Annotated in this window: 26 protein-coding genes; 11 read left to right on the forward strand and 15 right to left on the reverse strand. The window is 38.1% G+C overall.

The features are described 5' to 3' along the window. Position 1: 1 nt before the first annotated feature. A complete protein-coding gene (gene ytvI, locus RI196_RS14605) occupies positions 2–1,030 on the reverse strand; it encodes a sporulation integral membrane protein YtvI (protein WP_063387477.1) in 1,029 nt (342 codons plus the stop codon). A gap of 377 nt (positions 1,031–1,407) precedes the next feature. Here ytvI and RI196_RS14610 point away from each other — a divergent pair, with 377 nt between their 5' ends. The 3 genes from RI196_RS14610 to RI196_RS14620 are packed head-to-tail and all read left to right on the forward strand — an operon-like array spanning position 1,408 to position 2,834. Next, positions 1,408–1,854, forward strand: coding sequence for a sporulation protein (locus RI196_RS14610; protein ID WP_063387267.1), 447 nt, complete (start codon positions 1,408–1,410; stop codon positions 1,852–1,854). Next, positions 1,817–2,092 (forward strand): YkvA family protein, encoded by a 276-nt coding sequence (locus tag RI196_RS14615; protein ID WP_066250884.1) that lies wholly within the window; start codon positions 1,817–1,819, stop codon positions 2,090–2,092. The genes RI196_RS14610 and RI196_RS14615 overlap by 38 nt, the downstream gene beginning before the upstream one ends. A gap of 52 nt (positions 2,093–2,144) precedes the next feature. Next, on the forward strand, positions 2,145–2,834 hold the full coding sequence (locus RI196_RS14620) for a TerC family protein (protein WP_066250886.1): 690 nt from the start codon (positions 2,145–2,147) through the stop codon (positions 2,832–2,834). 73 nt (positions 2,835–2,907) lie between these two features. Here RI196_RS14620 and RI196_RS14625 read toward each other — a convergent pair whose 3' ends face one another. Both RI196_RS14625 and hmpA read right to left on the reverse strand, forming a co-directional pair. Then, positions 2,908–4,323 (reverse strand): SpoVR family protein, encoded by a 1,416-nt coding sequence (locus RI196_RS14625; protein ID WP_311066434.1) that lies wholly within the window; start codon positions 4,321–4,323, stop codon positions 2,908–2,910. 233 nt (positions 4,324–4,556) lie between these two features. Continuing rightward, a complete protein-coding gene (gene hmpA / locus RI196_RS14630; RefSeq protein WP_130156492.1) occupies positions 4,557–5,777 on the reverse strand; it encodes an NO-inducible flavohemoprotein in 1,221 nt (406 codons plus the stop codon). A gap of 178 nt (positions 5,778–5,955) precedes the next feature. Here hmpA and RI196_RS14635 point away from each other — a divergent pair, with 178 nt between their 5' ends. Both RI196_RS14635 and RI196_RS14640 read left to right on the forward strand, forming a co-directional pair. Next, entirely contained in the window at positions 5,956–6,393 is a 438-nt protein-coding gene (locus RI196_RS14635; RefSeq protein WP_063387262.1) for an Rrf2 family transcriptional regulator, read from the forward strand. Between the two features lie 155 nt (positions 6,394–6,548). Then, positions 6,549–6,794, forward strand: a complete 246-nt coding sequence (locus RI196_RS14640) for a YhdB family protein (RefSeq protein WP_063387261.1) — start codon at positions 6,549–6,551, stop codon at positions 6,792–6,794. A 342-nt stretch (positions 6,795–7,136) separates the two neighbouring features. Here the strand turns inward: RI196_RS14640 and RI196_RS14645 are convergent, their stop codons facing one another. Then, complete coding sequence (locus RI196_RS14645; RefSeq protein WP_063387260.1) at positions 7,137–8,885, reverse strand: phospho-sugar mutase; 1,749 nt, start codon at positions 8,883–8,885, stop codon at positions 7,137–7,139. A gap of 297 nt (positions 8,886–9,182) precedes the next feature. Further along, positions 9,183–9,605: a CBS domain-containing protein gene (locus tag RI196_RS14650; RefSeq protein WP_063387258.1), complete on the reverse strand. Its 423-nt coding sequence runs from the start codon at positions 9,603–9,605 to the stop codon at positions 9,183–9,185. A gap of 158 nt (positions 9,606–9,763) precedes the next feature. On the opposite strand from RI196_RS14650, the gene RI196_RS14655 reads away from it, so the two are divergent. Continuing rightward, entirely contained in the window at positions 9,764–10,183 is a 420-nt protein-coding gene (locus RI196_RS14655) for a disulfide formation protein C (protein ID WP_311066435.1), read from the forward strand. 293 nt (positions 10,184–10,476) lie between these two features. Continuing rightward, complete coding sequence (locus RI196_RS14660) at positions 10,477–10,950, forward strand: thioredoxin family protein (protein ID WP_094244596.1); 474 nt, start codon at positions 10,477–10,479, stop codon at positions 10,948–10,950. A 441-nt stretch (positions 10,951–11,391) separates the two neighbouring features. Here the strand turns inward: RI196_RS14660 and pgoN are convergent, their stop codons facing one another. Together pgoN and RI196_RS14670 are read right to left on the reverse strand one after the other, a co-directional pair. After that, positions 11,392–12,216 (reverse strand): glyoxal/methylglyoxal reductase, encoded by an 825-nt coding sequence (pgoN, locus tag RI196_RS14665; RefSeq protein ID WP_094244595.1) that lies wholly within the window; start codon positions 12,214–12,216, stop codon positions 11,392–11,394. An 81-nt stretch (positions 12,217–12,297) separates the two neighbouring features. Further along, positions 12,298–12,873 carry an NAD(P)H-dependent oxidoreductase gene (locus RI196_RS14670; RefSeq protein ID WP_144597066.1) on the reverse strand — a complete coding sequence of 192 codons (576 nt, stop codon included), beginning with the start codon at positions 12,871–12,873 and terminating at the stop codon, positions 12,298–12,300. A 196-nt stretch (positions 12,874–13,069) separates the two neighbouring features. On the opposite strand from RI196_RS14670, the gene RI196_RS14675 reads away from it, so the two are divergent. Together RI196_RS14675 and RI196_RS14680 are read left to right on the forward strand one after the other, a co-directional pair. Continuing rightward, complete coding sequence (locus tag RI196_RS14675; protein WP_144597064.1) at positions 13,070–13,309, forward strand: hypothetical protein; 240 nt, start codon at positions 13,070–13,072, stop codon at positions 13,307–13,309. Positions 13,310–13,408: 99 nt separating this feature from the next. Continuing rightward, complete coding sequence (locus tag RI196_RS14680; protein ID WP_066250903.1) at positions 13,409–14,026, forward strand: DedA family protein; 618 nt, start codon at positions 13,409–13,411, stop codon at positions 14,024–14,026. 201 nt (positions 14,027–14,227) lie between these two features. Here the strand turns inward: RI196_RS14680 and RI196_RS14685 are convergent, their stop codons facing one another. The 3 genes from RI196_RS14685 to RI196_RS14695 are packed head-to-tail and all read right to left on the reverse strand — an operon-like array spanning position 14,228 to position 17,426. Next, positions 14,228–15,376 carry a thiolase family protein gene (locus tag RI196_RS14685; RefSeq protein ID WP_311066436.1) on the reverse strand — a complete coding sequence of 383 codons (1,149 nt, stop codon included), beginning with the start codon at positions 15,374–15,376 and terminating at the stop codon, positions 14,228–14,230. Beyond that, entirely contained in the window at positions 15,373–16,854 is a 1,482-nt protein-coding gene (locus tag RI196_RS14690) for an AMP-binding protein (RefSeq protein ID WP_144597060.1), read from the reverse strand. Before RI196_RS14690 ends, RI196_RS14685 begins: the two co-directional genes overlap by 4 nt. Before the next feature lie 11 nt (positions 16,855–16,865). Then, entirely contained in the window at positions 16,866–17,426 is a 561-nt protein-coding gene (locus tag RI196_RS14695; RefSeq protein WP_094244590.1) for a biotin transporter BioY, read from the reverse strand. A 480-nt stretch (positions 17,427–17,906) separates the two neighbouring features. On the opposite strand from RI196_RS14695, the gene yidC reads away from it, so the two are divergent. Then, on the forward strand, positions 17,907–18,683 hold the full coding sequence (yidC, locus tag RI196_RS14700; protein ID WP_063387247.1) for a membrane protein insertase YidC: 777 nt from the start codon (positions 17,907–17,909) through the stop codon (positions 18,681–18,683). Positions 18,684–18,952: 269 nt separating this feature from the next. On the opposite strand, the gene yhbH is transcribed toward yidC, so the two are convergent. Further along, on the reverse strand, positions 18,953–20,119 hold the full coding sequence (gene yhbH, locus RI196_RS14705; RefSeq protein ID WP_311066437.1) for a sporulation protein YhbH: 1,167 nt from the start codon (positions 20,117–20,119) through the stop codon (positions 18,953–18,955). A gap of 198 nt (positions 20,120–20,317) precedes the next feature. Further along, a complete protein-coding gene (prkA, locus tag RI196_RS14710) occupies positions 20,318–22,213 on the reverse strand; it encodes an ATP-dependent protease PrkA (RefSeq protein ID WP_063387245.1) in 1,896 nt (631 codons plus the stop codon). Positions 22,214–22,662: 449 nt separating this feature from the next. Here prkA and RI196_RS14715 point away from each other — a divergent pair, with 449 nt between their 5' ends. After that, complete coding sequence (locus RI196_RS14715) at positions 22,663–23,775, forward strand: glycerol dehydrogenase (RefSeq protein WP_144597056.1); 1,113 nt, start codon at positions 22,663–22,665, stop codon at positions 23,773–23,775. A gap of 189 nt (positions 23,776–23,964) precedes the next feature. Here RI196_RS14715 and trmL read toward each other — a convergent pair whose 3' ends face one another. The 3 genes from trmL to queG are packed head-to-tail and all read right to left on the reverse strand — an operon-like array spanning position 23,965 to position 26,565. Next, a complete protein-coding gene (trmL, locus tag RI196_RS14720; RefSeq protein ID WP_063387243.1) occupies positions 23,965–24,438 on the reverse strand; it encodes a tRNA (uridine(34)/cytosine(34)/5-carboxymethylaminomethyluridine(34)-2'-O)-methyltransferase TrmL in 474 nt (157 codons plus the stop codon). A gap of 32 nt (positions 24,439–24,470) precedes the next feature. Next, positions 24,471–25,391, reverse strand: coding sequence for an amidase domain-containing protein (locus tag RI196_RS14725; protein ID WP_186439328.1), 921 nt, complete (start codon positions 25,389–25,391; stop codon positions 24,471–24,473). 40 nt (positions 25,392–25,431) lie between these two features. Then, positions 25,432–26,565, reverse strand: coding sequence for a tRNA epoxyqueuosine(34) reductase QueG (queG, locus tag RI196_RS14730; protein ID WP_063387242.1), 1,134 nt, complete (start codon positions 26,563–26,565; stop codon positions 25,432–25,434). Positions 26,566–26,603: the final 38 nt, after the last annotated feature.

Raw genomic sequence — 26,603 nt, forward strand, 5'->3', positions numbered from 1 at the left:
TTTAAATTTTTATGTTAAGCTTTATAATGTTTGCTCTTCGCAATGTTTCAAACAAAATCACAACAACTGGACCTAAGAATAAACCTAATATACCGAGCATCTTTAGTCCAATGAACATGCTGATCAAGGCGGCAAGAGGGCTTATTCCCATGTTGGTTGACATAATTTTCGGTTCGACAGCACGTCTGACGACAGTGATCACAAGAAATAAGACAACTAATCCTATTCCGAGATTGGTTTGCCCCTGGCTAAATGCATAAATAGCCCAAGGAACCAGCACTGATCCTGTTCCCAATATAGGAAGGATGTCAACAACCACGATAATGATCGCCAAAATCAAGCTATAATCCACACGAAGCAGCACCAACCCAATATAAGCTAGTATAAATGTCAGCAAACTTAAGATAACTTGCGCTTTAATAAAGCCGAAGCCTGCTTTATAAAGATCATTCACAACATATTTTATTTTATTTCTCGTTTTTTCTGTCAGCATGGTCTCGAGCGAAGCCCATATTTTCGGCAGATCCAAACTGATTAAATAGAGAGCAATCAAATAAATCAGCGCTTCAATGAAAAAGCCAGGAATGCCGGAAACAAATAATATGAGCGATTCCATCAATTGCTTCACAAGACCGTCAACTGCATTGACAGAATTATTAATGGAAATTTCAATAGACGTCATGACACCTTCTGGAAGGGAAGCGGAATAATTTTCCCACGTATCAAGAAGAGGATTAATAAAATCATGATTGAATTTTCTAACATATAAAGGGATATTTTCTATAAAACTCACAAAGTTTGTATATATAAAGTTTATCAAACCAAAGCCTAGAATACATAATAAGAGTAAAAAAACAACAAAAATGAGCAAAACTGCATAAGGTCTTTTTATTTTAAATCGATTTTGGAGAATGCTGATAGGCTTTTCAAGTACAAGAGCTGTAAGCAGCGCAAGCAATATCGGGATGCTGAACGGTATTAGTATAAGAATGGCAATACCAATGATGATAAGCGGAAGATACTTTTTCATTTTCAATACATCATTCTCCTATCTATTCTATACTCAAAATCATCATGTTATCCTTATTATATCGTGGATTTTCCATTTGAACTATTGAAATTCCTTATTATTTTTATAAATTGTTATTTGTTCGACATTTTGCAAAACACATTTACTTCAGTAAAAAAAATACTAGACAAATCGCAATTTGACCAATATAATCAAATTAGAAAAACGGAATAAGAATAAAAATTCCCAAAGGGGAGTAGCTTAACAATAAAGTCGTCATTTCGTGGAGGAATCCACCGGCTTTATTGAACAACTGGATGTTGTTAGCGAGACCTTTGCCATAAAAATGGCAAAGGTCTTTTTGCATCTTAAAACAATTTTTGGGAGGATAATTTGAGTTGCTGCTTAGAAAATATATGTCCAAAATCGGAATAGGCTCTGCAACAGTCGATCTTGTACTGGATAAAGAAACGTATTCTCCAGGAGAAAAAGTAACAGGCACGCTCTACATTAAAGGAGGCACTATAACTCAAAAGATTAAGCAGCTGCAATGTGATCTTATGAAAATAAACAATCAGGCTGATCAGCAATCAATCGCCTCCATTACGTTATTCGCTCCTGACATAATCGATCCAGCTGATTGCGCAAAAATTCCTTTTGAATTTGTTTTACCAAAGCATCTTCCCGCAACAACAGACAGTTTAACATACCGTTTTAAAACAACATTAGTGTTTGAAGAAGGAATCGATAGTCTGGATCATGACACAATACAAATTTTAAAAAATAAACCTAGTGGAGGGGAAAACGATGAGAAAAATATGGAAAAGAATTCGGTTCATTTATAACTTTCGTTCATTTTTCCCTTTTATATTTGAATTTTTCTTATCGAAGGAGGTGAATAGGAAAAAAAAGCTATTCTCGATCGCTTTCATAATTGGATATTTCCTGTTGCCGTTCGATGCAATACCAGATTTCCTGTCCTTAATTGGAATTGTGGATGATGTCGTTATATTTACTTTTATCATGCAGCAAATGATCAAAATGGCTCCGAAGGAATTACAGGAAAAATATTGTCTTGCATAACAAAGGATAAAAACATCGAAATGAGTATAAAATATTTGAGGAGTGATAAATATTGGAACTATTCTCACCTGAGTTTTTTTCAGCATTACTTTCGATTGTTATCATTGACCTTGTTTTAGCTGGTGATAATGCCATTCTAATCGGTTTAGCAGCTAGAAATGTGCCGAAACACCAACAAACAAAGGTCATTATATGGGGGACATTTGGAGCGATTTTTATCCGGGCAATTGCGACGCTTGCAGTTGTTTGGCTATTAAAAATCCCTGGACTGCTATTAGTCGGCGGAATTCTTCTCCTTTGGATTGCCTATAAACTTCTCATCGATAAAAAAGAGCATAACGTCGATACCGGGAATAGCTTTTGGTCCGCTATGAAAACGATCATTGTAGCAGACGCTTTAATGGGGCTTGATAATGTTTTAGCGGTTGCCGGTGCCGCGCACGGATCGTTCCTTTTAGTCATAATCGGATTGTTAATTTCTATTCCAATCGTTGTGTGGGGCAGCACGCTCATCATCAAATGGATTGAACGGTTCCCAGTTATTGTGACAATTGGGGCTGCCGTTATTGCCTTTACAGCAGCCAAAATGATCGTAGATGAAAAATTTCTAAAAGGCTTCTTTGAAGAAAACCCGCTTCTAAAATGGGGCTTAACGATTATTCTTGTTGCAGGCGTTATTTTTGCCGGATATTTAAAAAAGAAAAAAGCTTCCCCTGTGGAAGCAAAAGAAGAAGCATCTTAAAAAATGATGCTGACACCGTTTTTCCTAAAGCCTAAAAACAAATTCCGTGGGGCAAGACAATCTTGCCCCATCATTACAAATATTTTCGATGGACATTCCGGCCGTCAAAATTAAATAAAACAGGTTTATCCTCAATAATCGTTTCTAAATGGACACCTCTCCCCCAAAGCTGATAAATGTATGGAAGCACCTTTTCAAGGTACTTAATATCAAGTTCAATCCCTTCATACCAATGTTTTAAATATAGTTCGCCGTTTTTCATATAATCCCCATCCATTACCGTAATGTACGGAAAACCGCCATTCACCCGCATGCTTACGAGCTGATCCCGCACTTTTTCCCAATCTTTATCAACAATTTTATAGTCTTTGCCTTGTTTTTGAAATAAGTACATGTCTTCCCGCATAACAAGATCTTTTGTTAAATAGTTGCGAAGAAATGAAATATCCGATTCAATTTCCCGCACCTCAAACAGCTTTTCCCTGCCCGAACCGGGTTGAACTCCCCGCTTTTTCATTTCCTCGGTCGGATTGTTATACCTTTCTTCGATATCCTCAAATATTTTTAAACCTAAATAATAAGGGTTAATGCTCGTTCTTGACGACTGTACGACACCCGCATTTAATTTAGCATATTCAATTGCTTCATCAGAGGTCAAATCCAGCTCTCTCATGATCCGCTGGTGCCAATACGTCGCCCAGCCTTCATTCATTATTTTTGTTTCAAGCTGAGGCCAAAAGTATAGCATTTCCTCTCTCATCATTGTTAAAATATCACGCTGCCAGTCTTCAAGCTCCCGGCTATACTCTTCGATAAACAAAAGCACGTCTTTCTCCGGTTTGGGAGGGAATTTTTTCTTTTTCTTGATTGTCTGTTCACTTTTTTCTTTTTTTTCTCCTAAAGACCAGAGATCATCATACGGTGTTTTGTATGTCTTATGCTCTTCTTCCTCATCAACATCATCCAAGCTCCAAGAAAGTTTTGTCCGAACTAAAGACGGATCAATATGTTCTTGGATGGATAAAACCGCGTCTAAAAATTTTTCCACTTCTCTTTTTCCATATAAAAGTTCATATTTCTTGATTCTTTCCGCTGTTGCCGCCATGCTTTCGACCATATCCCGTTTCGTATTACTAAATCGGATATTGTTTTTAAAAAAATCACAATGCGCGAGGACATGTGCAACAATTAGTTTATTTTGAATAAGAGAATTAGTATCAAGCAAAAAGGCATAACAAGGATTTGAGTTAATCACCAGTTCATAAATTTTACTAAGACCTAAATCATAATGGAGCTTCATTTTATAAAATTGCTTTCCAAAGCTCCAATGGGAGAAACGAGTCGGCATTCCATATGCACCAAATGTATAAATAATATCAGCTGGACAAATTTCATATCTCATCGGATAAAAATCAAGACCAAACCCCTTTGCGATTTCTGTTATTTCTTCAATTGCATATTGAAGAACTTTATGATCCTCCTTGTTCATTGTTCATCCCCCTTCTTTTTCCTTACAACAATTTATGAAAACAAACGGGAGATGATGAAAAACATTTTGAACGTTGTGTCAGATTGCACTATTTCCATTTCACATCTTAAACTGCCTGTCACCAAACGAAAAGCTAAAAAGGGAGACATTCCTGTTCAAAAATACACAATCTTATAAAAAAATGGTGCCTTCTCACGGCACCAAATATTAAAAACTTTTTTGGAAAAACTACATTAAATGGTCGAACCTTCAGGCTGCGCAATTTGTAAAGCTGGGCCAAAAAATTCGTAATGAATATTTTCGGAAGCAACCCCCAGCTCCTTTAAATAATTAATGACTGCTTTCATAAATGGCACAGGGCCGCAAATAAAATAATCTGCATTTTCAGATAAGAATTGCTTAAGAATGTCTTTAGTCATATAACCTGTATGATTGGCGCTTTCTTGACGTGACGGCTCCGTATAACAAATAAAGGATGTTCCATTTGGCAACCTGTTCATTAACTCTTTTACTTCCAAACGAAAAGCATGAACATCTTCATTTTTAGCAGAGTGAACAAAACGAACCGGTCTAGAAGGATTTTCTTTTGCTATTGTATTCAGCATGCTCATAATTGGCGTTACTCCAACACCGCCGCTGATGAAAACAACCGGCGAGTTTTGCGTGACATCCAATGTAAAATCGCCAGCAGGCACGCTAATATTAAGCTCATCGCCAATTTGAACATCATCGTGCAGGTAATTCGATACGACCCCTTTTGGTTGATCCGGTTCTGCCTCACGTTTAACAGAAATTCGAAAATATTCTTTGCCAGGAGCGTCTGATAAGCTGTATTGACGATTCAGTAAATATTGATGGCCGTCTATTTTTACTTTTACGGTAACATATTGTCCGGGCAGGAATGATGGCAATACAGCATTATCTTTCGGTTTTAGGTAAAACGATGTAATAACAGAGCTTTCTTTTACTTTATCTACAACAACAAACGGCTTAAAGTCTTTCCAGCCACCTTCCATATTTTCAGCGTCAGCATACATTCGTTGCTCCAATTCGATAAATACGTTTGCAATTTCGTTATAAGCTTCTTCCCACGCAGAAATAATTTCATCTGTTGCTAAATCGCCTAACACTTCTTTCATAGCTGCTAATAAATTTTCGCCGACAATTGGATAGTGTTCTTTTTTAACCCCTAAGCTTCTGTGTTTATGAGCAATTTGCTTCACAGCTGGCAAAATCGTCTCCAATTGATCAATGCGCTCGGCAGCAGCATAAAGTGTGGTTGCTAGCGCTGTTTGCTGTCTTCCTTTCTGTTGGTTTGTATGATTAAAAATATTTAATAACTCCGGATGATTGGAAAGCATTCGTTTATAAAAATGACTTGTGATTTCTGTTCCTTGCTTAGCTAAAACTGGCACGGTGGACTTTATAATTTCAATAGTACGTTCGGATAACATAAATTTGCACTCCTTTGTTTTTAAAAAAAAGATGTATTTTATATATATCTTTAAAATAGTTGATCTTCGTCTTAAAAGCAATATTTTAAATACATCTTTTGAAAAGATGTCACATTTTTGAACCTAAATTATCCATCAGTGTATAATGGAGCTAGTACGGACAAAGAGAGGGAGGCCAATGCGTCTTACAAACTATACTGACTATTCGCTCCGTGTGCTCATTTACATTGGCACGAAAAACCGAGAGGAATTATCCAATATTAAAGAAATTGCGGATGTGTACGGCATTTCAAAAAACCATTTAATGAAGGTCATTTACCAGCTTGGGAAAAACGGGTATATTGAAACGATTCGAGGACGAAATGGCGGTTTCCGTTTAGCACGTCCTGCATCCGAAATAAATATTGGCGATGTGGTCAGAAAAACTGAAGAAGATTTCCATCTTGTCGAATGTTTTAATGAAAAAAACAGCGAATGTGTGATCACATCCGCCTGCAGGCTGCGCCATGTTTTCCAGCAAGCCTTGCAAGCTTATTTACAAGTGCTGGATCAGTACACACTCGCTGATTTAATCATAAATCAAAACGAATTGAAGCATTTGTTTAATGTGAAGTAGAAAAAAGCCTTAAATGGTCTTTCGTTTTTTGAATGAGGCATTTATACATTTGTTTTGAAAGAAACGGCTGTTGTTATGTCCAACATTTGCAACGGTACAAAAAACCGATTTATTCATACAATAAACATAACTCCTTTTAGGGAGGGATGTTTATTATGAATAAAATGGATTACGACAAAGCATTATATTACACGCACCGTTCGCAATGGGACAATTTGATTATTTTAATGGTGCGCACAAACGACGATTTTCTTTCCAAAAAAATTGAGCATTTTTTACACGCTTATAATTTTGAACACGATTATCAAATTATTGAGCATAAACTATATGCTTTACTTCGTTATATTGACCATGCATTAGAAAACGTAACAGAGGTTGAACCGGAAATCGCGCTGAAATAGTTTCCAGAAAGGTGACTCAATAGTTTAAGCAACCTTTTTTCAGAAAAGTTATTTCTGAAAAATGGGGTTGCTTTTTCTTTCTGTTTTAGTCGTTTAAGTTATTGCTTCAATGCTGAAAGCGGCGATCGTTTTTGCCGAAAGCCCGTTTTTTCAGGAGCCTTTTTTCATGGCTATTGATCCGCTGCTATAATCGGCTATCAACTTTGCCAAAACTCGGGACTTAGCTCGCTTTTTCAAGAGCGTAAACGAAAAAGCGAGGGTGGAAAAACGTCTTGTTTTTCTCCCTCGCTCTTATTTTTAAGACTTATTGGATAGACTGAAGGGATCTCAATCGAAATGGAGTTAAGCTTTTTTAACTGTCAGAATATCATTTACTTTTTCCATTACGGCATTTATTAATTCTTCCAATGCCTTTTCACTATTATTCAGTGAATCGGCCTGAACAGCAAAATAAAATTTCACTTTCGGCTCGGTTCCCGAAGGCCGCAAACAGAACCAAGATCCGTCTTCAAGGAAATATTTCAATACATTTGATTTTGGCAAATCAATTGTTTCCTTTTTGTTCGATTGAAGCAATGTACGTTCACTTGTTAAATAATCCTCGATAATCGTAACCGTTTTACCTGCAATTTCAGCAAGCGGATTTTGGCGGAAAGATTCTAAAATTCGCTTAATCTGTTCTGCTCCGTCCTTACCTTTTAAGGTTAACGATTTTAACCCTTCTCTGTAATACCCGTATCGATTGAAAATTTCCATTAATCCGTCATAAAGTGTGAGCCCTTTTTTCTTATAAAATGCACATACTTCAACAGCTAAAACGGCCGCTTGAACGGCATCTTTGTCTCTGGCAAAATCGCCAATTAAATATCCGTAGCTTTCCTCATAACCGAATTGAAATTTGTATTGTTTCGTTTGTTCAAATTCTTTAATTTTTTCCCCGATAAATTTAAACCCGGTAAGCGTATCAATTGTTTTTAGTCCATATTCCTCCGCTATTGCGCGTCCTATTTCCGATGTAACAATCGTTTTTAGAACAACGCCATTTTCAGGCAGCAATCCTTTTTTCTTTTTCTCAGAAAGGATATAGTTGAGCAAAATCGCACCCGTTTGGTTTCCTGTTAACACAATGTATTCGCCTTTGTCATTTTTGACAGCAACTCCTAAACGGTCAGCATCAGGGTCAGTTCCGATTAAAATATCAGCATCAATGCGTTTCCCTTCTCTTATCGCTAGCTCAAACGCTGCATGCTCCTCAGGATTCGGCGAAGCCACTGTCGAAAAATTTGGATCTGGAAGCTCCTGCTCTTTGACGACGGTTACATTTTGATAGCCTAATGATTGAAGAGCTCGTCGAACCGGTTTATTGGCTGTACCATGAAGCGGCGTAAAAACGACCTTTACATCTACTTCTTTTGCCAAATTAGGATTCAGTGAAATCGTTTTGATCTTTTCATTATATGCTTCGTCTATTTCCGCTCCAATGATTTTAATCAAGCCTTTTTGTTTTAAAATATCTTCATTTTCAACAGCAACTTCTAATTCATTTTCAACTTCATTCACTTTTTTGATGATTTCATCAGCTATTTTTGGAGGAATCTGACCTCCATCCTCTCCGTAAACTTTAAATCCATTATATTCCGGCGGGTTATGGCTTGCCGTTATTACAACACCTGAAAATGCGTTTAAATAACGGACAGCAAAAGATAATTCAGGAGTTGGCCTTAATTCATCAAATACATAAGTTTGAATACCATGCGTTGCGATAGTTTTTGCCGCTTCCATAGCAAATTGCGGCGATTTGTGGCGGGAATCGTAAGCAATTACCACGCCGCGTCTTTTGGCTTCTTCTCCAAAAGATTCAATATATCTTGCCAATCCCTCAGAAGCCTTGCGGATTGTATAAATGTTCATCCGATTTGTGCCTGGGCCAATTTCTCCCCGCATTCCTCCTGTACCAAACTCTAAGCTTTTATAAAAGCAGTCCTCTAATTCGAGTTCATTGTCTGCTTTTTCTAGTAATTGCTGTTTTAGCTCTTGATCTATATCTTCTTTCGATATCCATCGTTGATAATTTTCTTTCCATTTCGCCATAACTTAACACCCCTCCAGTTCCCCTTCTTTTTCTCTCCTGAAATATTTTATCACAAATTTTATGGAAATGAGATGATCATCCCTATTTTTAGAACTGTTCGAAACAGCTTTTACATATTTTTCGCAAATGATCGTCTTTCCATTTCTCAAGTTATTTATAAATTTATGTATTATTTGTATCATTTGAAAAAAAACAAACCGAGCGACAAAGCTCTTTGCCACTGAACGGAAAAAAAGAGCGCCAAACGGACGCTCTTTTTTCAACAAGGCACTCCCATCCCGGGATTGCAAGAGGATTTATTGAAGATCTTTTTCAGAAATATTTGTTAATGCTTCTCCTGCCGCTTCATCGGACGTCTTATTAGTTGCTAAATCTCCTAATGCGACCATGCCGACAACTTGATTATTTTCCACTACAGGCAACCGGCGAATTTGATTTTGTGCCATGATTTGGGCAGCTTCTTGCAGACTCGCGTCTGGACTACAGCATACAGGGTTTGTCGACATAACTTCTGCAACGGTTGTGCTTTCGTTTTTGCCCTGAGCTGTTGAGCGAAGCGTAATATCACGGTCTGTAATAATTCCTTTTAATTGTCCATTATCTGCAACAGGGATCGCACCAACATTATGCTGTCTCATTAACTGAGCAGCTTCCTGAACAGTTTGATTTGATGAAACGGAAATGACATTAGAAGACATGATATCGCGAATTTTATCCATTGTCTCACTCCTTTCGTTGATAGTTTGAACAATATGTAAAAATTTATGAATGATAATAATTCTTAGCTGATGTTTTATTGATTTCATCGCAAAATCATTTTTAATTCAGGGGAAATGTATTATAATGCCTTTAGAAAGAAAACAGAGAGGTTAGTTGGATGGATGATAAGCGAAAAGACAATTTGCTGTTGATAGGCTGGATCGCTTCTTTAATTTCTACCTTAGGAAGCCTGTATTTTTCTGAGATCATGCATTTCGAACCATGTAAATTGTGCTGGTTTCAAAGGATATTTATGTACCCGCTCGTTGTTATACTTGGAATAGCTGTAGTAAAAAAGGATTACAAAATTGCAAGCTATTCCTTAACTTTGTCCATTATGGGAGGCATGATTTCCATTTACCATTATTCTATACAAAAAATTCCTTTTTTAGGGGAACATAGCCTCGCATGCGGAAGAGTTCCTTGTACAAGCGACTACATTAATTGGTTTGGATTCGTTACAATTCCTTTCTTGGCTTTAGTTGGCTTTTCAATTATTTTCCTCACAAGCTTTTTCATTTTACGGCAGAAAGGATAACGTTTCCGTTATTTTCAGATTTTTCAAGAGGTGAATAATTCTATAGACCAGCAAACAAAACCTTTGGATTTATAGCTTTCAATTATGTTTTTTTACCCATATTAAGACTTAATCGCAATCCGGCAAGTTCATGAGGTCTTAGAAAGATAAACATTTATTTTTTGCGGTTGCCGTCATTCCCGTCATTTATGAAAATCGGTTTACATTTTTTAGTGCAAAGGAACGAAAGGAGTGAATAACGGCGATACTTTCCCCAAAATTTTTAAAATTACGGGGTCTTCTCGCCAAATTATATGAAAAAACTGCTTATATTCGGCGGAATCATTATTGTACTGTTCGCGGCACTGGCAATTGTAACAAATTTGCAAAATAAGCAAAAGGCGGAAGGAAATCCGTACAAAAAGTCGAGCCTGCATCCTGAAACCGTCAAACTGCTGGATGATCCAAATTATCAAAACATCATACTTCCGGATGAGCTAGAAACAAAATTAAATAATCAAGAAGATGTCATTGTCTATTTTTTCAGTTCTACCTGCCCGCACTGTAAAAACACAACACCGATCTTAATGCCTTTGGCAAAAGAATTAAATGTGGATATCTACCAATACAACCTTCTTGAGTTTGAAGAGGGCTGGGACGAGTATAAAATTGATGCAACTCCAACGCTTGTCCATTATGTAAACGGAAAAGAAGCCGATCGTATCGTCGGTTCACAGGAAAAAAGCGTTTTTCGGGAAGCGCTGGAAAATTGGACAAAATCAGAATAAGGAAAACCTGTCTTTTCATGACAAACATGGAAGCTGTAAATGCCTGCTTGGCAATATGGAACAATTGTCTGTCGGAGAAAAACAAAAACTTGCACAAGAAAGTTAAAGCCGCTTTTATTTCAAAAGCGGCTTTTTGAATAATCAAATTTTGTCAGTCTTAACAAGAAAAGCGGACAGAATATCCGTAGCTCCAATATTTAGAAATTTTGTTCATACTGCAATAAATCGTCTTCATACGCTTGGCTCCAGCAAAATGATGAATGATTTGCAAATCACTATCGCAAAATAATCAATTTATCCGGAAAGATTTCCAAACATATTTCTTCTTCAAGCTCACAAATGTATTTCCATTGAAGCTGAAGCATTTTTTCACCTTTCAAAAGCTGCTGAACAGCATATAGGAAAGGCTTGTAGTATTACCGATTTCTTATTTCTTACCTTTTAAAAAGTATCAGGATCAGGACCTATCCGCTCATTTTTATTGAGGGAATCGATTTTTTCCATATCTTCTTGAGATAGTTCAAAATCGAAAATAGAAGCATTTTCAATAATTCGATGCTCTTTTGTCGATTTTGGAATTGTCACGACCTCATGTTGAAGATCCCAACGGAGAATCACCTGTGCGATCGTTTTATTGTATTTTTCAGCAATCTCGGCTAAAGTTTCATTATCGAGAAGCCCACCTCTCATAAGCGGGGACCAAGCTTCAAATTGAATGTTTTGCTCTTTGCAATATTTTCTAAGTTCCTCCTGTGTTAATCTTGGATGAAATTCCACCTGATTAACCATCGGTTTAATCTCCGCACTTTGCAATAAATCCTCTAAATGGTGAACATGGAAGTTGCAGACTCCAATCGCCCGAACTCTTCCGTCTTTATACAACCGTTCTAATGCCTTCCATGTTTCTTTATATTTTCCTGAAACTGGCCAGTGGATTAAATATAGATCCAAATAGTCTAATCCTAATCGATTTAGGCTGTCATCAAACGCTTTTAATGTAGAGTCGTAGCCTTGATCGTCATTCCAAACTTTTGTTGTGATAAATAGTTCTTCTCTCGGTATTCCCGATTCTTTTATCGCAATTCCGACTCCCTCTTCATTTTTATAATATGCCGCCGTATCTATGCTGCGGTAGCCCGCTTTAATTGCTGATTTTACAGCTTGAATTACTTCTTCCCCTTCATTGACTTTATATACGCCTAAACCAAACCACGGCATTTTAACACCATTATGTAAAGTCACCGTATCTTGCAAGCTTTTGACCAACCAACTCCACTCCCTTTCTAGTTTTGGTGCATCATTTCTATTATGCATGATCCTTATCAAAAAGTGAATATTTCGAAAAGATTAAATCATTTCAACTATATCTTCTACTTCCTTTAGCATCGCCTTTTTTGTATTTTCATCGACATAAGGAACTGAATAAAAAAACTTATGAGTGATTGTTTCAATCCCGCAAAAATTTAAAATACCGACATCAACGATTGTCTCCATTGATGCAATTAACTGATATGGCTTTAAATAATTTTCCGGATGAGATGTTGTTTGAAAAATAATCGCTCTTTTATTTTGCAAAAGCCCTTTTGCCCCTTCATCCGTAAACGTAAAAGCGAAGCCATTCGTGAATATTTTTTCGATATATCCTTTTAAAATAGCGGGCATGCCGTTCCACCATGTCGGATAAATAAAAATTAATTGTTTTGCCCACGAAAAATGCATTTGTTCCTCTTGTATCGCTTTGGATACGGCTGGATTTTGTTTTGTAAAGTAATCTTCTTTTAAGACAGGATTAAAATTCATTTCATACAAATCCCGAATTCTAATTTCATGCTGTTTCTGCTGAAGTTTTTGTACAGTAGTCTGCAAGATCGCATAATTAAAACTGTTGGGATTAGGATGGGCGTAAATAATCAGTGTATTCATAAAACTACCTCCAGACGATGTTACTTTTAGTATGAAAGTTCTTGTTGATCTTCATGCACGACAGCACATAATGAATCCCCTTTCATTTTTCATAATTTTTGAAAAGGAAAATAATCTTAAAATAAGGTTGAAAGTTAGTTGGAACTTGGTAAAATAACAGTAATCTAAATCTTTTTTAAAAGGTTGGGAATACTATTTGAGTACAAAAAAAACTTGCCGTTTTATTATTCATGCAACTGGAAAAAATGGAGAAACGTATTTAGCGACCTGTCAAAACAAAAGGGAAGTAAAACAATGGATTACAGCCAATCACTCGAAAGTAAATAAAAAAGAATTGAAAATCATTGACAAACAGAAAAAACAAATAGTAGCCAAAAACATTTTCATTGTGTCCACCGTTCTACTTGTACTTTATCAGCTTTATATACTTCTTTAGGGACATCCAGTCAATTGGCTGGATTTTTATTTTTGATCATTTAGGACAATTTCTTTAGTATAATATATAGAGAATTTGTTCTTTATAGGAGGAACTTGAATGGAAAACTGGATTACAGATTTTATGGAACAATATGGCTACCTCGGGATTTTTTTAATTATTGCGCTAGAAAACATTTTTCCACCGATTCCGTCCGAAATTGTCCTTCCTTTTGGCGGTTTTATGACCACTTATTCGAACCTGACAGTTCCAGGAGTTATTTTGGCGGCAACTTGCGGCTCCGTTGTCGGTGCAATCATTTTATACGGCGTCGGTCTGTTGCTGGATGTTGAGAGGTTGGAAAAAATTGTTGACCGTTGGGGATACATATTGAAAATTTCAAAAGAGGATATACATAAAGCAGACAATTGGTTTGATCGTTACGGCATATGGACTGTGTTATTTTGCCGAGTTATTCCGTTATTGCGAAGCTTAATTTCCATTCCTGCTGGAATGTCCAACATGAATTTCGTTTTATTTTTGATTTTCACTACGATCGGTTCTCTCGTATGGAATATATTTCTCGTATCGGTTGGCGCGGGATTAGGAGAAGCTTGGCCTCTCATTACCGAATACATAGATATTTATTCGAAAATCATTTATGCTGTGATCGCCGTTCTTGTATTTGCTGCAATCATCATTTGGTATTTTTTTCGATTCCGACGCTCCAAATCATAACGCTTTGCCTGAAGCGCTGAAAAATAATATATGCGCGTTTTTTATACTTTTGGCTCGCCTCAATCAAACAAATACCGCTCGCAATGATGATTGAGGCTTAGCTATTCCATTCATCGCTGATAAGCGATTATTTCCACTTGTCTGGCCGAATGAAAGGATATTGGAAAGCTGCTTCGAAAACGCGCTTTCCAATGATTTGTTTTATGCGTCATACAATTCAAACAATGTAGCGAGGCCCAGACCACCTGCGATTCCTAATGTTGCGATTGCCCGTTTGCCTCTCAATCTTTTCATTTCTGTGCAAAGCCTTGCAACAAGAATAGCGCCTGAAGCACCATAAGGATGTCCGATGGCAATAGCCCCTCCTCCCACATTCAGCTTTTCCAATGGGATGTTTAATTGCTTAACAGAAGCCAATACTTGAGAGGCAAAAGCTTCATTAAATTCGATTAAATCGATATCCTCCATTTGGAAGCCGGTTCGTTTCAGCAGCTGTTGCACTGCTGGAACAGGACCAATGCCTAAAAGGTTCGGATCGACACCTGCACTTGTACAATCGACAAATTTCAGAACGGGCAGAAGCCCAAGCTCTCGGCATTTTTTTTCAGACATGACAAGGACGGCACAAGCCCCGTCATTCAATGGACAAGAATTTCCAACAGTCACTGTGCCATTTTCTTTAAATATCGGCTTCATGGCACGAAGCCTTTCCAAGCTCAACCTTTTCCTTGGACATTCATCACGATCCATGCCATTTACAGGGACAATTTCACTGCTGAATCTGTCATTCTCCATCGCTTGAACCGCTTTTTGATGGCTGCTGTATGCAAACAAGTCCTGCTCTTCCCTTGAAATTTGAAACGCTTCCGCAACATTTTCCGCCGCTTCCCCCATTTCAGGATCACCGAACGACTCCGGCGAAAACCGTGCTCTCGTATAGATCTTAGGTGGCTTCATTTCATATAAAGATAAAGGTTTTTCAATTTTCCAAGGGGCAAGGCTTGTACTTTCGACTCCTCCGGCAATATAAATGTCGCCGGCTCCTGATTGGACAAGCCGGCAAGCGAGATTCACCGCTTCCAATCCTGATCCGCATTGGCGATCAACAGTAATACCCGGAACTTGATCGGGAAGCCCCGCTAAAAGGAGTGAGAGTCTAGCGATATTTCCTCCTGGACCGACCGCATTTCCTAAAATAACTTCATCAATTTCCTGCGGATCAATTCCGCTCTCGTCTACAACCGCTTTGATGACTGCAGCAGCCAGTTGTTCAGGGCGGACGTATTTAAACATTCCCCCCATTTTTCCAATAGCCGTTCTTTTTGCCATAACAATGACAGGGATCGTCATTTTTCTTCCCCTTTCACAATGAATTCAAGTTCTTTTCGCGCAATCTTTCCGCTGGATGTATAAGGGAACTCGTCCACTTCATAAAACGTTCGCGGGCATTTATATAACGGGAGCTCAGATCGGCAATAGCGCTTTAATGCATTGAAGCTTCTATGCTGAGCTTTCTCTTTCCATTTAATAAATGCAACCGGCTTTTGCCCCCAATAATCGTCCTCTACTCCAATAACAACCGCTTCCTCAACCTCATCCCGTTCCTTCAAAACTTTTTCAATTTCTTCCGGATAAATATTTAAACCGCCGCTGATGAACATATTTTTCTCGCGCCCAACGATCGTTAGAAAACCGTTCTCGTCTAAGTACCCTAAATCACCAATTGATGCGCCGTCATCCTTCAATACATTTTTTGTTTCAATCGGGTTGTTGAAATACCCTGAAAATAATAAATTGCTACGTACGACTACTTCCCCAACTTCATTAAAGGATGCTTCCGATCCATCTTTTTTTCTGATTGCTACTTCCACACCTGGAAAAGGAATGCCGACACTTTTTGGCGCTTTTTTAAAAATTTCATCATCGACATAACTGACAAAGCTTAATTCTGATGCGCCATAAAACTCAAACAACTGTCCGTTCGGAAACATTTCTTTTAACTGCTTTCTAGCTTCATAAGAAAGCTTTGCACCAGACGAAATGATTGTTACATTGTTCATTATGCATTTCTCTTCATTTTTCTTCATTTGAAGCAAAGCTTGAATCATCGTTGGAACACCATAAAATACAGTTGCCTCTCTCTTTAACAAAATATTAAATGTTTCCTTTTGAGAAAAAGCCGGGAGCAAATAAAAAGTCGCCCCGATATGTAAGGCGTGAACAGCCGCAAACAGGGACAACGAATGACATAAAGGACCGGGAGCAAGGATGACATCATTTTTTCCATATCCAAAAATTTGTTCTCCGACATTAAAGCTTTCCAGCCAGGATTTATGATTTCTCATATATCCTTTCGGTTTTCCAGTTGAACCTGAAGTAAAGCCGAGATAAAACAATTCTTCATCAAACTCTTCCCACTTCTCGTGATGATCCGTTTGGACATCTTTTTTTATTTCGTCAATTAACATGACGTTCTCCTGCTTTATTCCGGTCCGCTCCAAAAAATCGCGGCTTCCAATGCATACATCCAGCTGGCCGCTTTCCAATACATGCCGGATATCGCGCTTTCTCCATTTTGGATCAAAAGGAACAGCAATCCCGCCAAGTGTAATAACGGCAAAAAACACTTCTAAAAATTCTGAAGTGTTTCCCATTAATATGCCAACTTTTATATTTTTTTTGTTTGTCATTCGAACGAAAGCTGTTTGTATTTTTTTTATATTTTCGTACAGTTCATAATATGTAACTGTCTCTCCATTTATTTGTTTAATTGCCGGTTTTTGAGGATGTTCGTATGCAAATTGACTAATGTTTCTCCCGATCCCCATCAGCTCACCCCTTAAGCAGCCTGTTTATTACGAGCTTTAATCAATGGATACGATTTTTGAATTCTTACTGCCAAAAATGCTGAAATCACCGCTTTTGTTAAATCTCCTGGAATATAAGCCAACGCCGATATGCTCGCACTTATCCAATTCATATTGGCAATCCAAGACAAATAGGAAATGCCGCATAAATAAACAAATAAAATGCCTCCAATTATATTAAATACTAACACTTTCCAAAATGCTAATTTTTCAAAATTCTTTTCAACTAAAAAACCGATTATAAAGGATGCAAAAGGCCAAGATAAAATATATCCACCGCTCGGACCAAATAATACTGCCAGCCCGCCTCTTCCGCCAGCAAGAATCGGTGCTCCGGCTCCTACAAGTAATACAAACAACAATAAACTGATAAATCCTCGTTTGGATCCTAATATTGCCCCTGCCAGCATCACACCCAATGTTTGAGCGGTGATTGGCACTGGCGTGAACGGAAGCGCAATCGGCGGTATGAGGCCGAGCACAGCAACAACAGCCGCGAACATTGATACTAATACCATATCATATAACTTCATATAAATAACTCCTTTCGAAAAAATTTTATAATCACATAATAGTTGAAATAACGATTTTTGTAAACCTAAAATTTATTTAAGTTTACATTAAAATGTTTTTTCATAAAGAAATGACAATTAGGCTTGTTCACGATACAATATCTTTATAATTGCTATTGAGGTGACTCTTGTGCCCGAACTAGAGCTGACTTTTGATACATTAATCATCGCCCTTTCACTGCAGATCTGCATACAGATCGGGCTAAACTTTTTTCATCGTTATGTCCGTACTGGTTATCAAATTTCTGCCAAAGCGAAATTTGAACAGTTCAAAAACAGCTTTTTTGACAGCATTTCAAGAGAGATCCCGTATTTCACTTTCCTTTTTCTTTCATTTCTTATAAAGAAAAGAAAGCGGAAAGAGGGACCGGACGATATGGAGGATCATCTTTTTCCTTCCCTGTTGGAGACACATTTTGTTTATTTATAAGGAGGAAAAAGATGCGAAATATTTTGTATATCGTAGTCATGATCACTTTTGTTGCACTAACTGGATGCAGCGCTGGCAGCTCAAATCAATCAGGCTTTTTCCATCAAACATTCGTTGAACCTTTTTCAATTATTATTAAAACTTTTGCGGACTGGTTTCACGGCAGCTATGGAATCGCGATTATTTTAATTACGGTCTTGATTCGGTTGATTCTTATGCCGTTAATGCTTCGCCAATATAAAGACCAGCAAAATATGAAATTGAAAATGGAGAAAGTCATGCCGGAGATGAAGGAGCTGCAAGAAAGGTTTAAAAAGGCGAAGGATCAAGCAGAACAACAAAAAATTCAAAAGGAAATGATGGATTTCTATCGAAAGCACGACATCAATCCATTGAAAATGGGCTGCCTTCCCATTATTATTCAAATGCCGATCATCATGGGGCTGTATTATGCCATTCGCGGTTCGAAAGAAATTGCAACACATTCATTTTTATGGTTTAATCTCGGAACACCTGACCTTATTTTGACGCTTTGTGCTGCAGCTATTTATTATGTGCAATTTAAAGTTTCCATTAGAACGGTACCTGAAGATCAATTGCAAGGACCGATGAAAATGATGGGAATGCTGTCGCCGCTAATGATAGGAACAGCTTCTTTTGCTTCACCAGCTGCCTTGCCTCTTTACTGGACAGTAAGCGGATCATTCCTTATTCTGCAAACATTACTTGCGCAAAAGCTCTACTATAAACCAATAGAAAAAGAAAAAGGCAAGAACTCTGAACAGTAGAATCAGTAGCCGTACAAAAATACCTTTTGCGAACAATATGAATAAACTAGCGAATTGATCTTTCCTCTTGCGTTAGACAGTAAAATCACCTGTCTAGCGCAGGAGGAAATTTTTTTGGTTGAAGGGGACTGTGAAAATCTTCGTGCTTATCTTCTCTCCAACATGCAAATGAATCTGCTGAAATTTTCCTTCAAAAAATCTTTTTGAACAGCTGTTACTAGAAACTGCAAAACAAAAGAAGGAACCTATGTCAGGTTCCCTTTTCACACTTAGCCGGTTTTACTTTCTTGTTTTTTAAAAAAAGTTTTCATCGCATGAAACACATCTGCTTTTTGCTTTAACACAAAATAGCGGAATTTTGGATTGTTGATGTTTTTATAAGCTGACATTAAGGTGGAGTATCTGTTGTACTGGTTGACCTCGCCGTAACAAAAGATGTTGCAAATTTTCATTAGTTCTTCGACAAGCTTCACGCATCGGCTGTTATCTGAAGTTAAATTATCTCCATCGGAAAAATGGAACGGATAAATATTGTACCGGGAAGGCGGGTATTTTTCTTCAATAAGTGCTAATGCTTTTCGATAGGCAGAAGAACAAATGGTGCCTCCGCTTTCACCTTTTGAAAAAAATTCATCCTCAGTGACAACCTTTGCCTCCGTATGATGGGCAATAAATTCAATATCTACCGTTTCGTATTTCGATCTTAAAAATCTAATCATCCAAAAGAAGAAACTTCTTGCCATGTATTTTTCCCATATTCCCATAGAACCGCTCGTATCCATCATTGCAAGCACAACAGCTTTTGACTCTGGTTTTTCCACTTCGTTCCAAGTCTTAAATTTCAAATCTTCCGGATATATCGGATAAAAACTTCGTTTTCCTGCCATCGCATTTCGTTTAAATGCCGAAAGCATTGTCCGTTTTTTATCAATGTTTCCCATAAGGCCTGTACGGCGAACATCGTTAAATTCTATTTTTTCAGCAATATTCTCATCCATTTCTTTTTGCTGTAAATCTGGAAGTTCAAGTTCCTGAAAGAACGCTTTTTCCAAGTCCATAATCGACACTTCAGCTTCATAATAGTCCTCTCCAGGCAAATCTCCAGCGCCTTCGCCTTTCCCAGCTGCTTGTGCATCATTTGTGCCATCCCTCGCAACGACATCGCCAATTTTACTGTCTCCCTTTCCTTGGCCGACATGTTTGTTTTTGTCATAGTTATATCGAATTTTATATTCATCAAGCGACCGTATCGGAATTTTTACTACATTTTTTCCGTTTGACATGATGATGCTTTCTTCTGAAATAAGATCAGGGAGATTATTGCGAATCGCTTCTTGCACTTTTTCTTGATGGCGAACTTGGTCATCATGGCCTTTACGATGGAGGGACCAATCCTCTCTAGAAACAACAAAGTGATGGTTCCCTTTGGATGTCATTTTTTTCCCTCCCTTAAAAAACTTGGCAATTCTTTTATTATATTCAAACGAATGAGTTCGTTTGGACAAATAAAAGATTATTCTATCATATGCTCGAATCTTCCAAAATTGACATGCTGTTGCACACCTTTTTTGATTAGAAATTTTGAAAAAAATAGCGCCCATTGGGCGAATCATGAACGAAACCAGCTTCAATTGTCAACGATTTAGTAAACTGCCTACATAGCGAAGAAGTTCATTGGCAGATGTTGAATTGTATCCATATTCATCAATGAGTCTCGCTACAACCTCGTTAATTTTCTTTAATTGCTGTTCGTCAGGCGTTTTAGTTGACGTTGTAATTTTCACAACGTCCTTCAAATCTGCAAACAATTTTTTTTGAATAGCTTCGCGCAACCGCTCATGGGAATTGTAGTCAAAACGTTTCCCTTTTCTTGCATATGCTGAAATGCGAATCAAAATTTCTTCTCGGAAAGCCTTTTTTGCATTTTCTGAGATGCCGATTTGCTCCTCAATCGAACGCATCAATTTTTCATCCGGATTCATTTCCTCGCCTGTCAGCGGATCGCGGATTTTGCTTTTATTGCAATACGCTTCAACATTATCTAAATAGTTGTCCATTAAAGTTTTTGCTGATTCTTCATATGAATAGACAAACGCCTTTTGAACCTCTTTTTTCGCAATTTCATCGTATTCTTTCCGCGCGATGGAAATGAAATTCAAATAACGCTCACGGTCTTCTTCTGAAATCGAAGGATGCTGATATAAACCTTCTTTTAACGAACGAAGTACATCTAACGCATTGATAGAAGGCACTTCTTTCCGAATAATGGTAGAAGAAATCCGATTGATGACGTAACGAGGATCGATGCCGCTCATTCCTTCTTCCGGATATTCTTTTTTTAGCTCTTCCACATCTACAGCATTAAACCCTTCAACCAATTCTCCGTCGTAAAGCCGCATCTTTTTCACAAGATCGATATCCGATCTCTTCGGCTCCTTTAAACGGGTTAAAATAGTAAACATTGCCGCTACTCTCAATGTATGAGGAGCGATATGAACATCGGATACATCGCTTTCTTTAATCATTTTTTCGTAAATTCTTTCTTCATCGGAGACCTTTAAATTATACGGGATCGGCATGACGATAATTCGCGAATGGAGAGCCTCATTTTTTTTGTTTGAAATAAATGAACGATATTCTGTTTCATTCGTGTGAGCGACTATGAGCTCATCAGCTGAAATGAGCGCAAATCGGCCCGCTTTAAAATTTCCTTCCTGAGTTAGAGATAGCAGATGCCATAAAAATTTTTCATCACATTTCAACATCTCTTGAAATTCCATCATTCCTCTGTTTGCCTTGTTAAGCTCTCCATCAAATCGATAAGCTCTCGGATCGGATTCTGAGCCGTATTCAGCAATTGTAGAAAAATCTATACTTCCCGTTAAATCGGCAATATCCTGCGATTTTGGATCAGACGGACTGAATGTGCCGATTCCTACCCGTTTGTCTTCTGAGAAAAAAATTCGCTCAACTAAAACATCCTCAATTCTCCCGCCGTATTCTTCTTCAAGGCGCATCATATTAAGCGGAGATAAATTGCCTTCAATTCGAATGCCGTATTCTTTATAAAAGTCGTCGCGAAGATGGTGCGGAATTAAGTGCAAAGGATCTTCATGCATCGGGCAGCCTTTAATTGCATAAACTGCACCTCTATCGGTTTTCGAATATTCTTCTAATCCCCTTTTTAACAAAGTGACAAGTGTAGATTTTCCGCCGCTGACAGGACCCATTAACAACAGAATTCTTTTTCTTACATCCAGCCGCTTAGCAGCGGGATGAAAATATTCTTCCACAAGCCGTTCCAATGCTTCGTCCAGTCCAAAAATTTCCTGGTTGAAAAATTTATATCGTTTTCGGCCATTAATCTCCTCAATCCCTGCATCTTTTATCATATTATAAACGCGAGAGTGGGCGGATTGGGCTATCCATGGTTTTTCTTTTAATATTTCCAAATATTCAGCGAAGGTGCCTTCCCATTTTAAGCGCTCTTCCATTTCTCTATGCTTTTCGATTTTTTTCAAAATATCCATCAGGGACCTCCTCCATCGTTGGTTTGAGCACCAGATTAATACAATTTATGCGAGGATGTCCTTAAAGATGCTTTTTGATTAGCTTAATGTTTGAAAATGAGTTAAAAAATTTTGACAAAATGACAAACCTTAGGGAAATTCTTTCACTCGTTGGGAATGTTAATGTATAATAAAACTAGTAATTTTTGATTACGTTGTACATATGAAGGAGGGATCTTTTTCATGAAAACTGCTTTAGTTTTAGGTGTCTGCATCGCATTTTTAGTTGCTATTTTCACGGCAGGATACAACGATAAACCTGGTGTCAACAAAAAATAATTTTGTGCATATTGATGATTTGTTCACAAGTAGTCCTCCCGGTAATTTTGTGAAGCGGTAAAGCAGGTAGGGAATTTCGGCTTGTTTTAGTTCCATGAAAATAACTCCAAAACATAAAAGGGGTGCTAATAATGGCGGCAGAAAGAGTATTTATCAGCCCTGCAAAATATGTTCAAGGTAAAAATGTCATTACAAAAATCGCGAATTATCTTGAAGGAATTGGAAACAAGACAGTCGTGATAGCTGATGAAATAGTTTGGAAAATAGCTGGGCATACAATAGTAAACGAATTAAAAAAAGGAAATATTGCAGCCGAAGAAGTAGTTTTTAGCGGAGAAGCTTCAAGAAACGAGGTAGAAAGAATCGCGAATATTGCAAGAAAAGCAGAAGCTGCTATTGTAATCGGCGTTGGTGGAGGAAAAACGTTAGATACCGCAAAAGCGGTAGCGGATGAATTAGATGCTTATATAGTGATTGTGCCGACAGCTGCTTCAACTGATGCGCCAACTAGTGCTCTTTCTGTTATATATTCTGATGACGGCGTATTTGAAAGCTACCGTTTTTATAAAAAGAATCCAGATCTTGTACTTGTCGATACGAAAATTATCGCCAATGCTCCGCCACGTTTACTTGCCTCTGGAATCGCTGATGCACTTGCAACTTGGGTGGAAGCACGCAGTGTTATAAAATCCGGAGGAAAAACGATGGCGGGCGGTATCCCTACAATTGCAGCTGAAGCAATTGCAGAAAAATGTGAACAAACTTTATTCAAGTACGGGAAGCTTGCCTATGAATCAGTAAAAGCAAAAGTCGTCACCCCTGCGTTAGAAGCGGTCGTCGAAGCAAACACGCTCCTTAGCGGACTAGGTTTTGAAAGCGGCGGTTTGGCAGCGGCTCATGCTATTCATAACGGATTTACCGCGTTAGAAGGCGAAATACATCATTTGACACACGGAGAGAAAGTGGCATTTGGTACTCTTGTCCAGCTCGCTCTCGAAGAACATTCACAACAAGAAATTGAACGCTATATTGAGCTTTATTTGAGCCTTGATTTGCCAGTCACGTTGGAGGACATTAAATTAAAAGATGCTTCACGCGAAGATATACTAAAAGTCGCTAAAGCAGCAACCGCAGAAGGGGAAACAATCCATAATGCATTCAATGTGACAGCTGATGATGTAGCAGATGCGATTTTTGCTGCTGATCAATATGCGAAAGCATATAAAGAAAAACACCGCAAATAACGTTTTGAATTGGCATTTCTTCATGGGATACCTTGATGACTGCAAAAAAGGCCAGGCGCTTTGACAGCTCTGGCCTTTGTATTTGCTTTTTTAACCTTATGGTAGTCCGCTTCCTTCTCATACTTCCTTTAATAACCGCCAAAAATAATGTATATTTACAATCCGAAAGAAGCCCAAAACTAAAAGTGTTTAAGATAATCCATGAAAGCTTTGCTGTCTTAGCGCCTCATACACTAAAATAGCGGCAGTGTTCGACAAATTTAATGCCCGAACGTTTTCCGTCATTGGAATGCGCAAACACCGATCTTCATTTTCTGCAAGCAATTCTTTTGGAAGTCCTGTTGTTTCACGTCCAAAAATGAAGAAAATCTCTTTGGAAGGATCACTAAAATCATAGCTCGTATAATATCGTTTTCCAAATTTAGTTATATAGTAGAAATCCCCGTTCTGGTTTTGCTGAAAAAAATGGTCAAGAGAATCATAATAATGAATGTTTACAAATTCCCAATAATCAAGCCCTGCGCGTCGAAGCATTTTATCATCCGTTGAAAAACCTAAAGGACGAATTAAATGAAGGGCTGTATTAGTCGCTGCACAAGTTCTAGCAATGTTTCCAGTATTTGCAGGGATTTCTGGTTGAAATAAAACAACGTGTAATGCCACAATGATTCACCTCGAAAACTATTATAACATTTTTAAGAATCCTCATTATCATCAATGATATGAAAAAATTTATATTGAATGTTTTCTGTATAGGCAGTTGAGTCTTCGTACGACCAATATCTCATTCGGCTGTTGGATGTTTGGGCATTGACAAGCGGCATATCGCTTTTATCTTTTGCAACAACAAATGTTGAATGGTCAAATCTGCCGTCGCCTTGAAAATCATAACAAATCACATCCCCGGGCTTAAGCAGCTCAGGAGACGAAACTTCTTCCGCTCTAAGTCCTGTTTTTGATGTGGACAAATACAGCATCAGCGCATGAGCTACAGACCAGCTGTAGCTCCAATTATTATTCGCAAGCCACCATCCTGATGACCGGTTCGGGTAGCCTCTCATCGGCGCATCACCGGCACGTAAACATTGGGAAACATAATTTGTACAATTTACGTCAAAATAAGGATAATTCGGATTTCTGCTGTTCCACCACCGTTCCGCATATTGGACGCTTTTCAACCGATCATATTGAAAAGAAACCCGTTCATCTTTTCCATGCCACTCTTCGTTTGACCAATCATCCTCTTCATCTTTATGAAAACAGTCTTTTAGTTTAACTTCATCAGATATTAAATGACCTTTATTGGAAAACTTCGCTACCCGCTCTTCCCCAATTTCTTCTATATATAAAAAATCACCCTGCTTATAAAGAAGCCTGTAATCACATAAATAATCTACAACGGTTGCCTCATCTTCGATCTGTTTCGGCCATTTTATGAGACAAGTCGCTTTCACTATTTCCGCTTTTCGTTTTGCTGCCAGCTCTTTTTTCTTTTCACACCATTCAAGCTCTGAAGATTGCTGCCGATTGTGATTGACAGATTTGTTCACTAAAAATTGCAGCTTTTCATTTATTTTTCGATAAACAGCCTGTACGTCCACATTTGTCACCACCATTTTCGTTTCTTCTATATACGTATGATGGTGACAATTAAAATCATGCTTTCAACATTTCAATTCCTTTGACAATTTCATTCTTTACTTCTTCATCTTGTTCTTTTTCCAGAGCTTTTTCCAATTCAAAAAGCACTGATTGATCTCCTATCCTTCCAATCGCCCATGCGGCGGTTCCCCGAATAATCGGTCTTGAATCTTCGTGCATCAGTTTAATTAAGTCAGGCAAAGCCGTTCTATCTTTATAATGGGCTAAAGCGATGATCGCATTTCGCTGAATCGGTTTTTTTCCTCTCCATGAACCAGCTATATGGCCGAATTTTTCTTTAAACTCGCGGTTTGAAATATGAAGAAGCGGCTTTAATTTTGGCTTTGCAATTTCAGGATCCGGTTCCATTTCAGAATGGATATGGAAATCCTTTCCTTTATTTTCCGGACAAACAAGCTGACAAGTGTCACAGCCGTAAAGCCTGTTTCCGATTTTCCCACGATATTCATCAGGCAGAAACCCTTTTGTTTGCGTTAAAAAAGCAATACATTTCTTTGAATCGAGCTGCCCGCCTTGTACGAGCGCACCAGTCGGACATGAATCGACACATATGTTGCAGGATCCGCATCGGTCTTCAATGGGGCTGTCGGGAGGAAAAGGAATATTTGTAATCATTTCGCCCAAATATACATAAGAGCCGAATTCCGGTGTAATAATCATGCAGTTTTTTCCGCTCCATCCGATACCGGCTCGCTCTGCTACGGCCCGATCCGACAGCTCCCCCGTATCGACCATCGATTTAACCTGTGCTCCGTCCACTTTTTCTAAAATAAATCTTTCCAGCTTTTTCAACCGATCTTTTAGAATCACGTGATAGTCTGTCCCCCATGAAGCCCTGCAAAATAAACCGCGCCGCTCTTTTTTTGTACTTCTGGGAGCATTTTTCATTTTTGAAGGATATGCCAACGCTATAGAGATAATCGATTTTGCTTTTGGAAGGAGCAGCTCAGGATTTGTCCGCTTTTCGATATCAGGCTCCTCGAATCCTGACTGATATCCTAACTGCTGCTGTACAATTAACCGCTCCTTCAATGTTTCAAAAACATCAGCACTCGCAAAACCGATTTTATCGATTCCAATTTGCTTGCTGTATTCAATAATTTCTTGTTTGAGAACTGCGAAATCCACACCGCTCCACCCCCTTTGTTTTTATTTCAAAAAATATA

Source organism: Aeribacillus composti, assembly GCF_031760945.1.
GTDB classification, from domain to species: Bacteria; Bacillota; Bacilli; order Bacillales; family Aeribacillaceae; genus Aeribacillus; species Aeribacillus composti.

What these genes read in the sequence shown, in the direction of transcription:
- ytvI (WP_063387477.1), bottom strand. Translation starts at nt 1,030, where the DNA reads ATGAAAAAGTATCTTCCGCTTATCATCATTGGTATTGCCATTCTTATA.
- RI196_RS14615 (WP_066250884.1), top strand. Translation starts at nt 1,817, where the DNA reads ATGAGAAAAATATGGAAAAGAATTCGGTTCATTTATAACTTTCGTTCA.
- RI196_RS14625 (WP_311066434.1), bottom strand. Translation starts at nt 4,323, where the DNA reads ATGAACAAGGAGGATCATAAAGTTCTTCAATATGCAATTGAAGAAATA.
- hmpA (WP_130156492.1), bottom strand. Translation starts at nt 5,777, where the DNA reads ATGTTATCCGAACGTACTATTGAAATTATAAAGTCCACCGTGCCAGTT.
- RI196_RS14635 (WP_063387262.1), top strand. Translation starts at nt 5,956, where the DNA reads ATGCGTCTTACAAACTATACTGACTATTCGCTCCGTGTGCTCATTTAC.
- RI196_RS14640 (WP_063387261.1), top strand. Translation starts at nt 6,549, where the DNA reads ATGAATAAAATGGATTACGACAAAGCATTATATTACACGCACCGTTCG.
- RI196_RS14645 (WP_063387260.1), bottom strand. Translation starts at nt 8,885, where the DNA reads ATGGCGAAATGGAAAGAAAATTATCAACGATGGATATCGAAAGAAGAT.
- RI196_RS14650 (WP_063387258.1), bottom strand. Translation starts at nt 9,605, where the DNA reads ATGGATAAAATTCGCGATATCATGTCTTCTAATGTCATTTCCGTTTCA.
- RI196_RS14655 (WP_311066435.1), top strand. Translation starts at nt 9,764, where the DNA reads ATGGATGATAAGCGAAAAGACAATTTGCTGTTGATAGGCTGGATCGCT.
- RI196_RS14660 (WP_094244596.1), top strand. Translation starts at nt 10,477, where the DNA reads ATGAAAAAACTGCTTATATTCGGCGGAATCATTATTGTACTGTTCGCG.
- RI196_RS14670 (WP_144597066.1), bottom strand. Translation starts at nt 12,873, where the DNA reads ATGAATACACTGATTATTTACGCCCATCCTAATCCCAACAGTTTTAAT.
- RI196_RS14680 (WP_066250903.1), top strand. Translation starts at nt 13,409, where the DNA reads ATGGAAAACTGGATTACAGATTTTATGGAACAATATGGCTACCTCGGG.
- RI196_RS14685 (WP_311066436.1), bottom strand. Translation starts at nt 15,376, where the DNA reads ATGACGATCCCTGTCATTGTTATGGCAAAAAGAACGGCTATTGGAAAA.
- RI196_RS14690 (WP_144597060.1), bottom strand. Translation starts at nt 16,854, where the DNA reads ATGGGGATCGGGAGAAACATTAGTCAATTTGCATACGAACATCCTCAA.
- RI196_RS14695 (WP_094244590.1), bottom strand. Translation starts at nt 17,426, where the DNA reads ATGAAGTTATATGATATGGTATTAGTATCAATGTTCGCGGCTGTTGTT.
- yidC (WP_063387247.1), top strand. Translation starts at nt 17,907, where the DNA reads ATGCGAAATATTTTGTATATCGTAGTCATGATCACTTTTGTTGCACTA.
- yhbH (WP_311066437.1), bottom strand. Translation starts at nt 20,119, where the DNA reads ATGACATCCAAAGGGAACCATCACTTTGTTGTTTCTAGAGAGGATTGG.
- prkA (WP_063387245.1), bottom strand. Translation starts at nt 22,213, where the DNA reads ATGGATATTTTGAAAAAAATCGAAAAGCATAGAGAAATGGAAGAGCGC.
- RI196_RS14715 (WP_144597056.1), top strand. Translation starts at nt 22,663, where the DNA reads ATGGCGGCAGAAAGAGTATTTATCAGCCCTGCAAAATATGTTCAAGGT.
- RI196_RS14725 (WP_186439328.1), bottom strand. Translation starts at nt 25,391, where the DNA reads ATGGTGGTGACAAATGTGGACGTACAGGCTGTTTATCGAAAAATAAAT.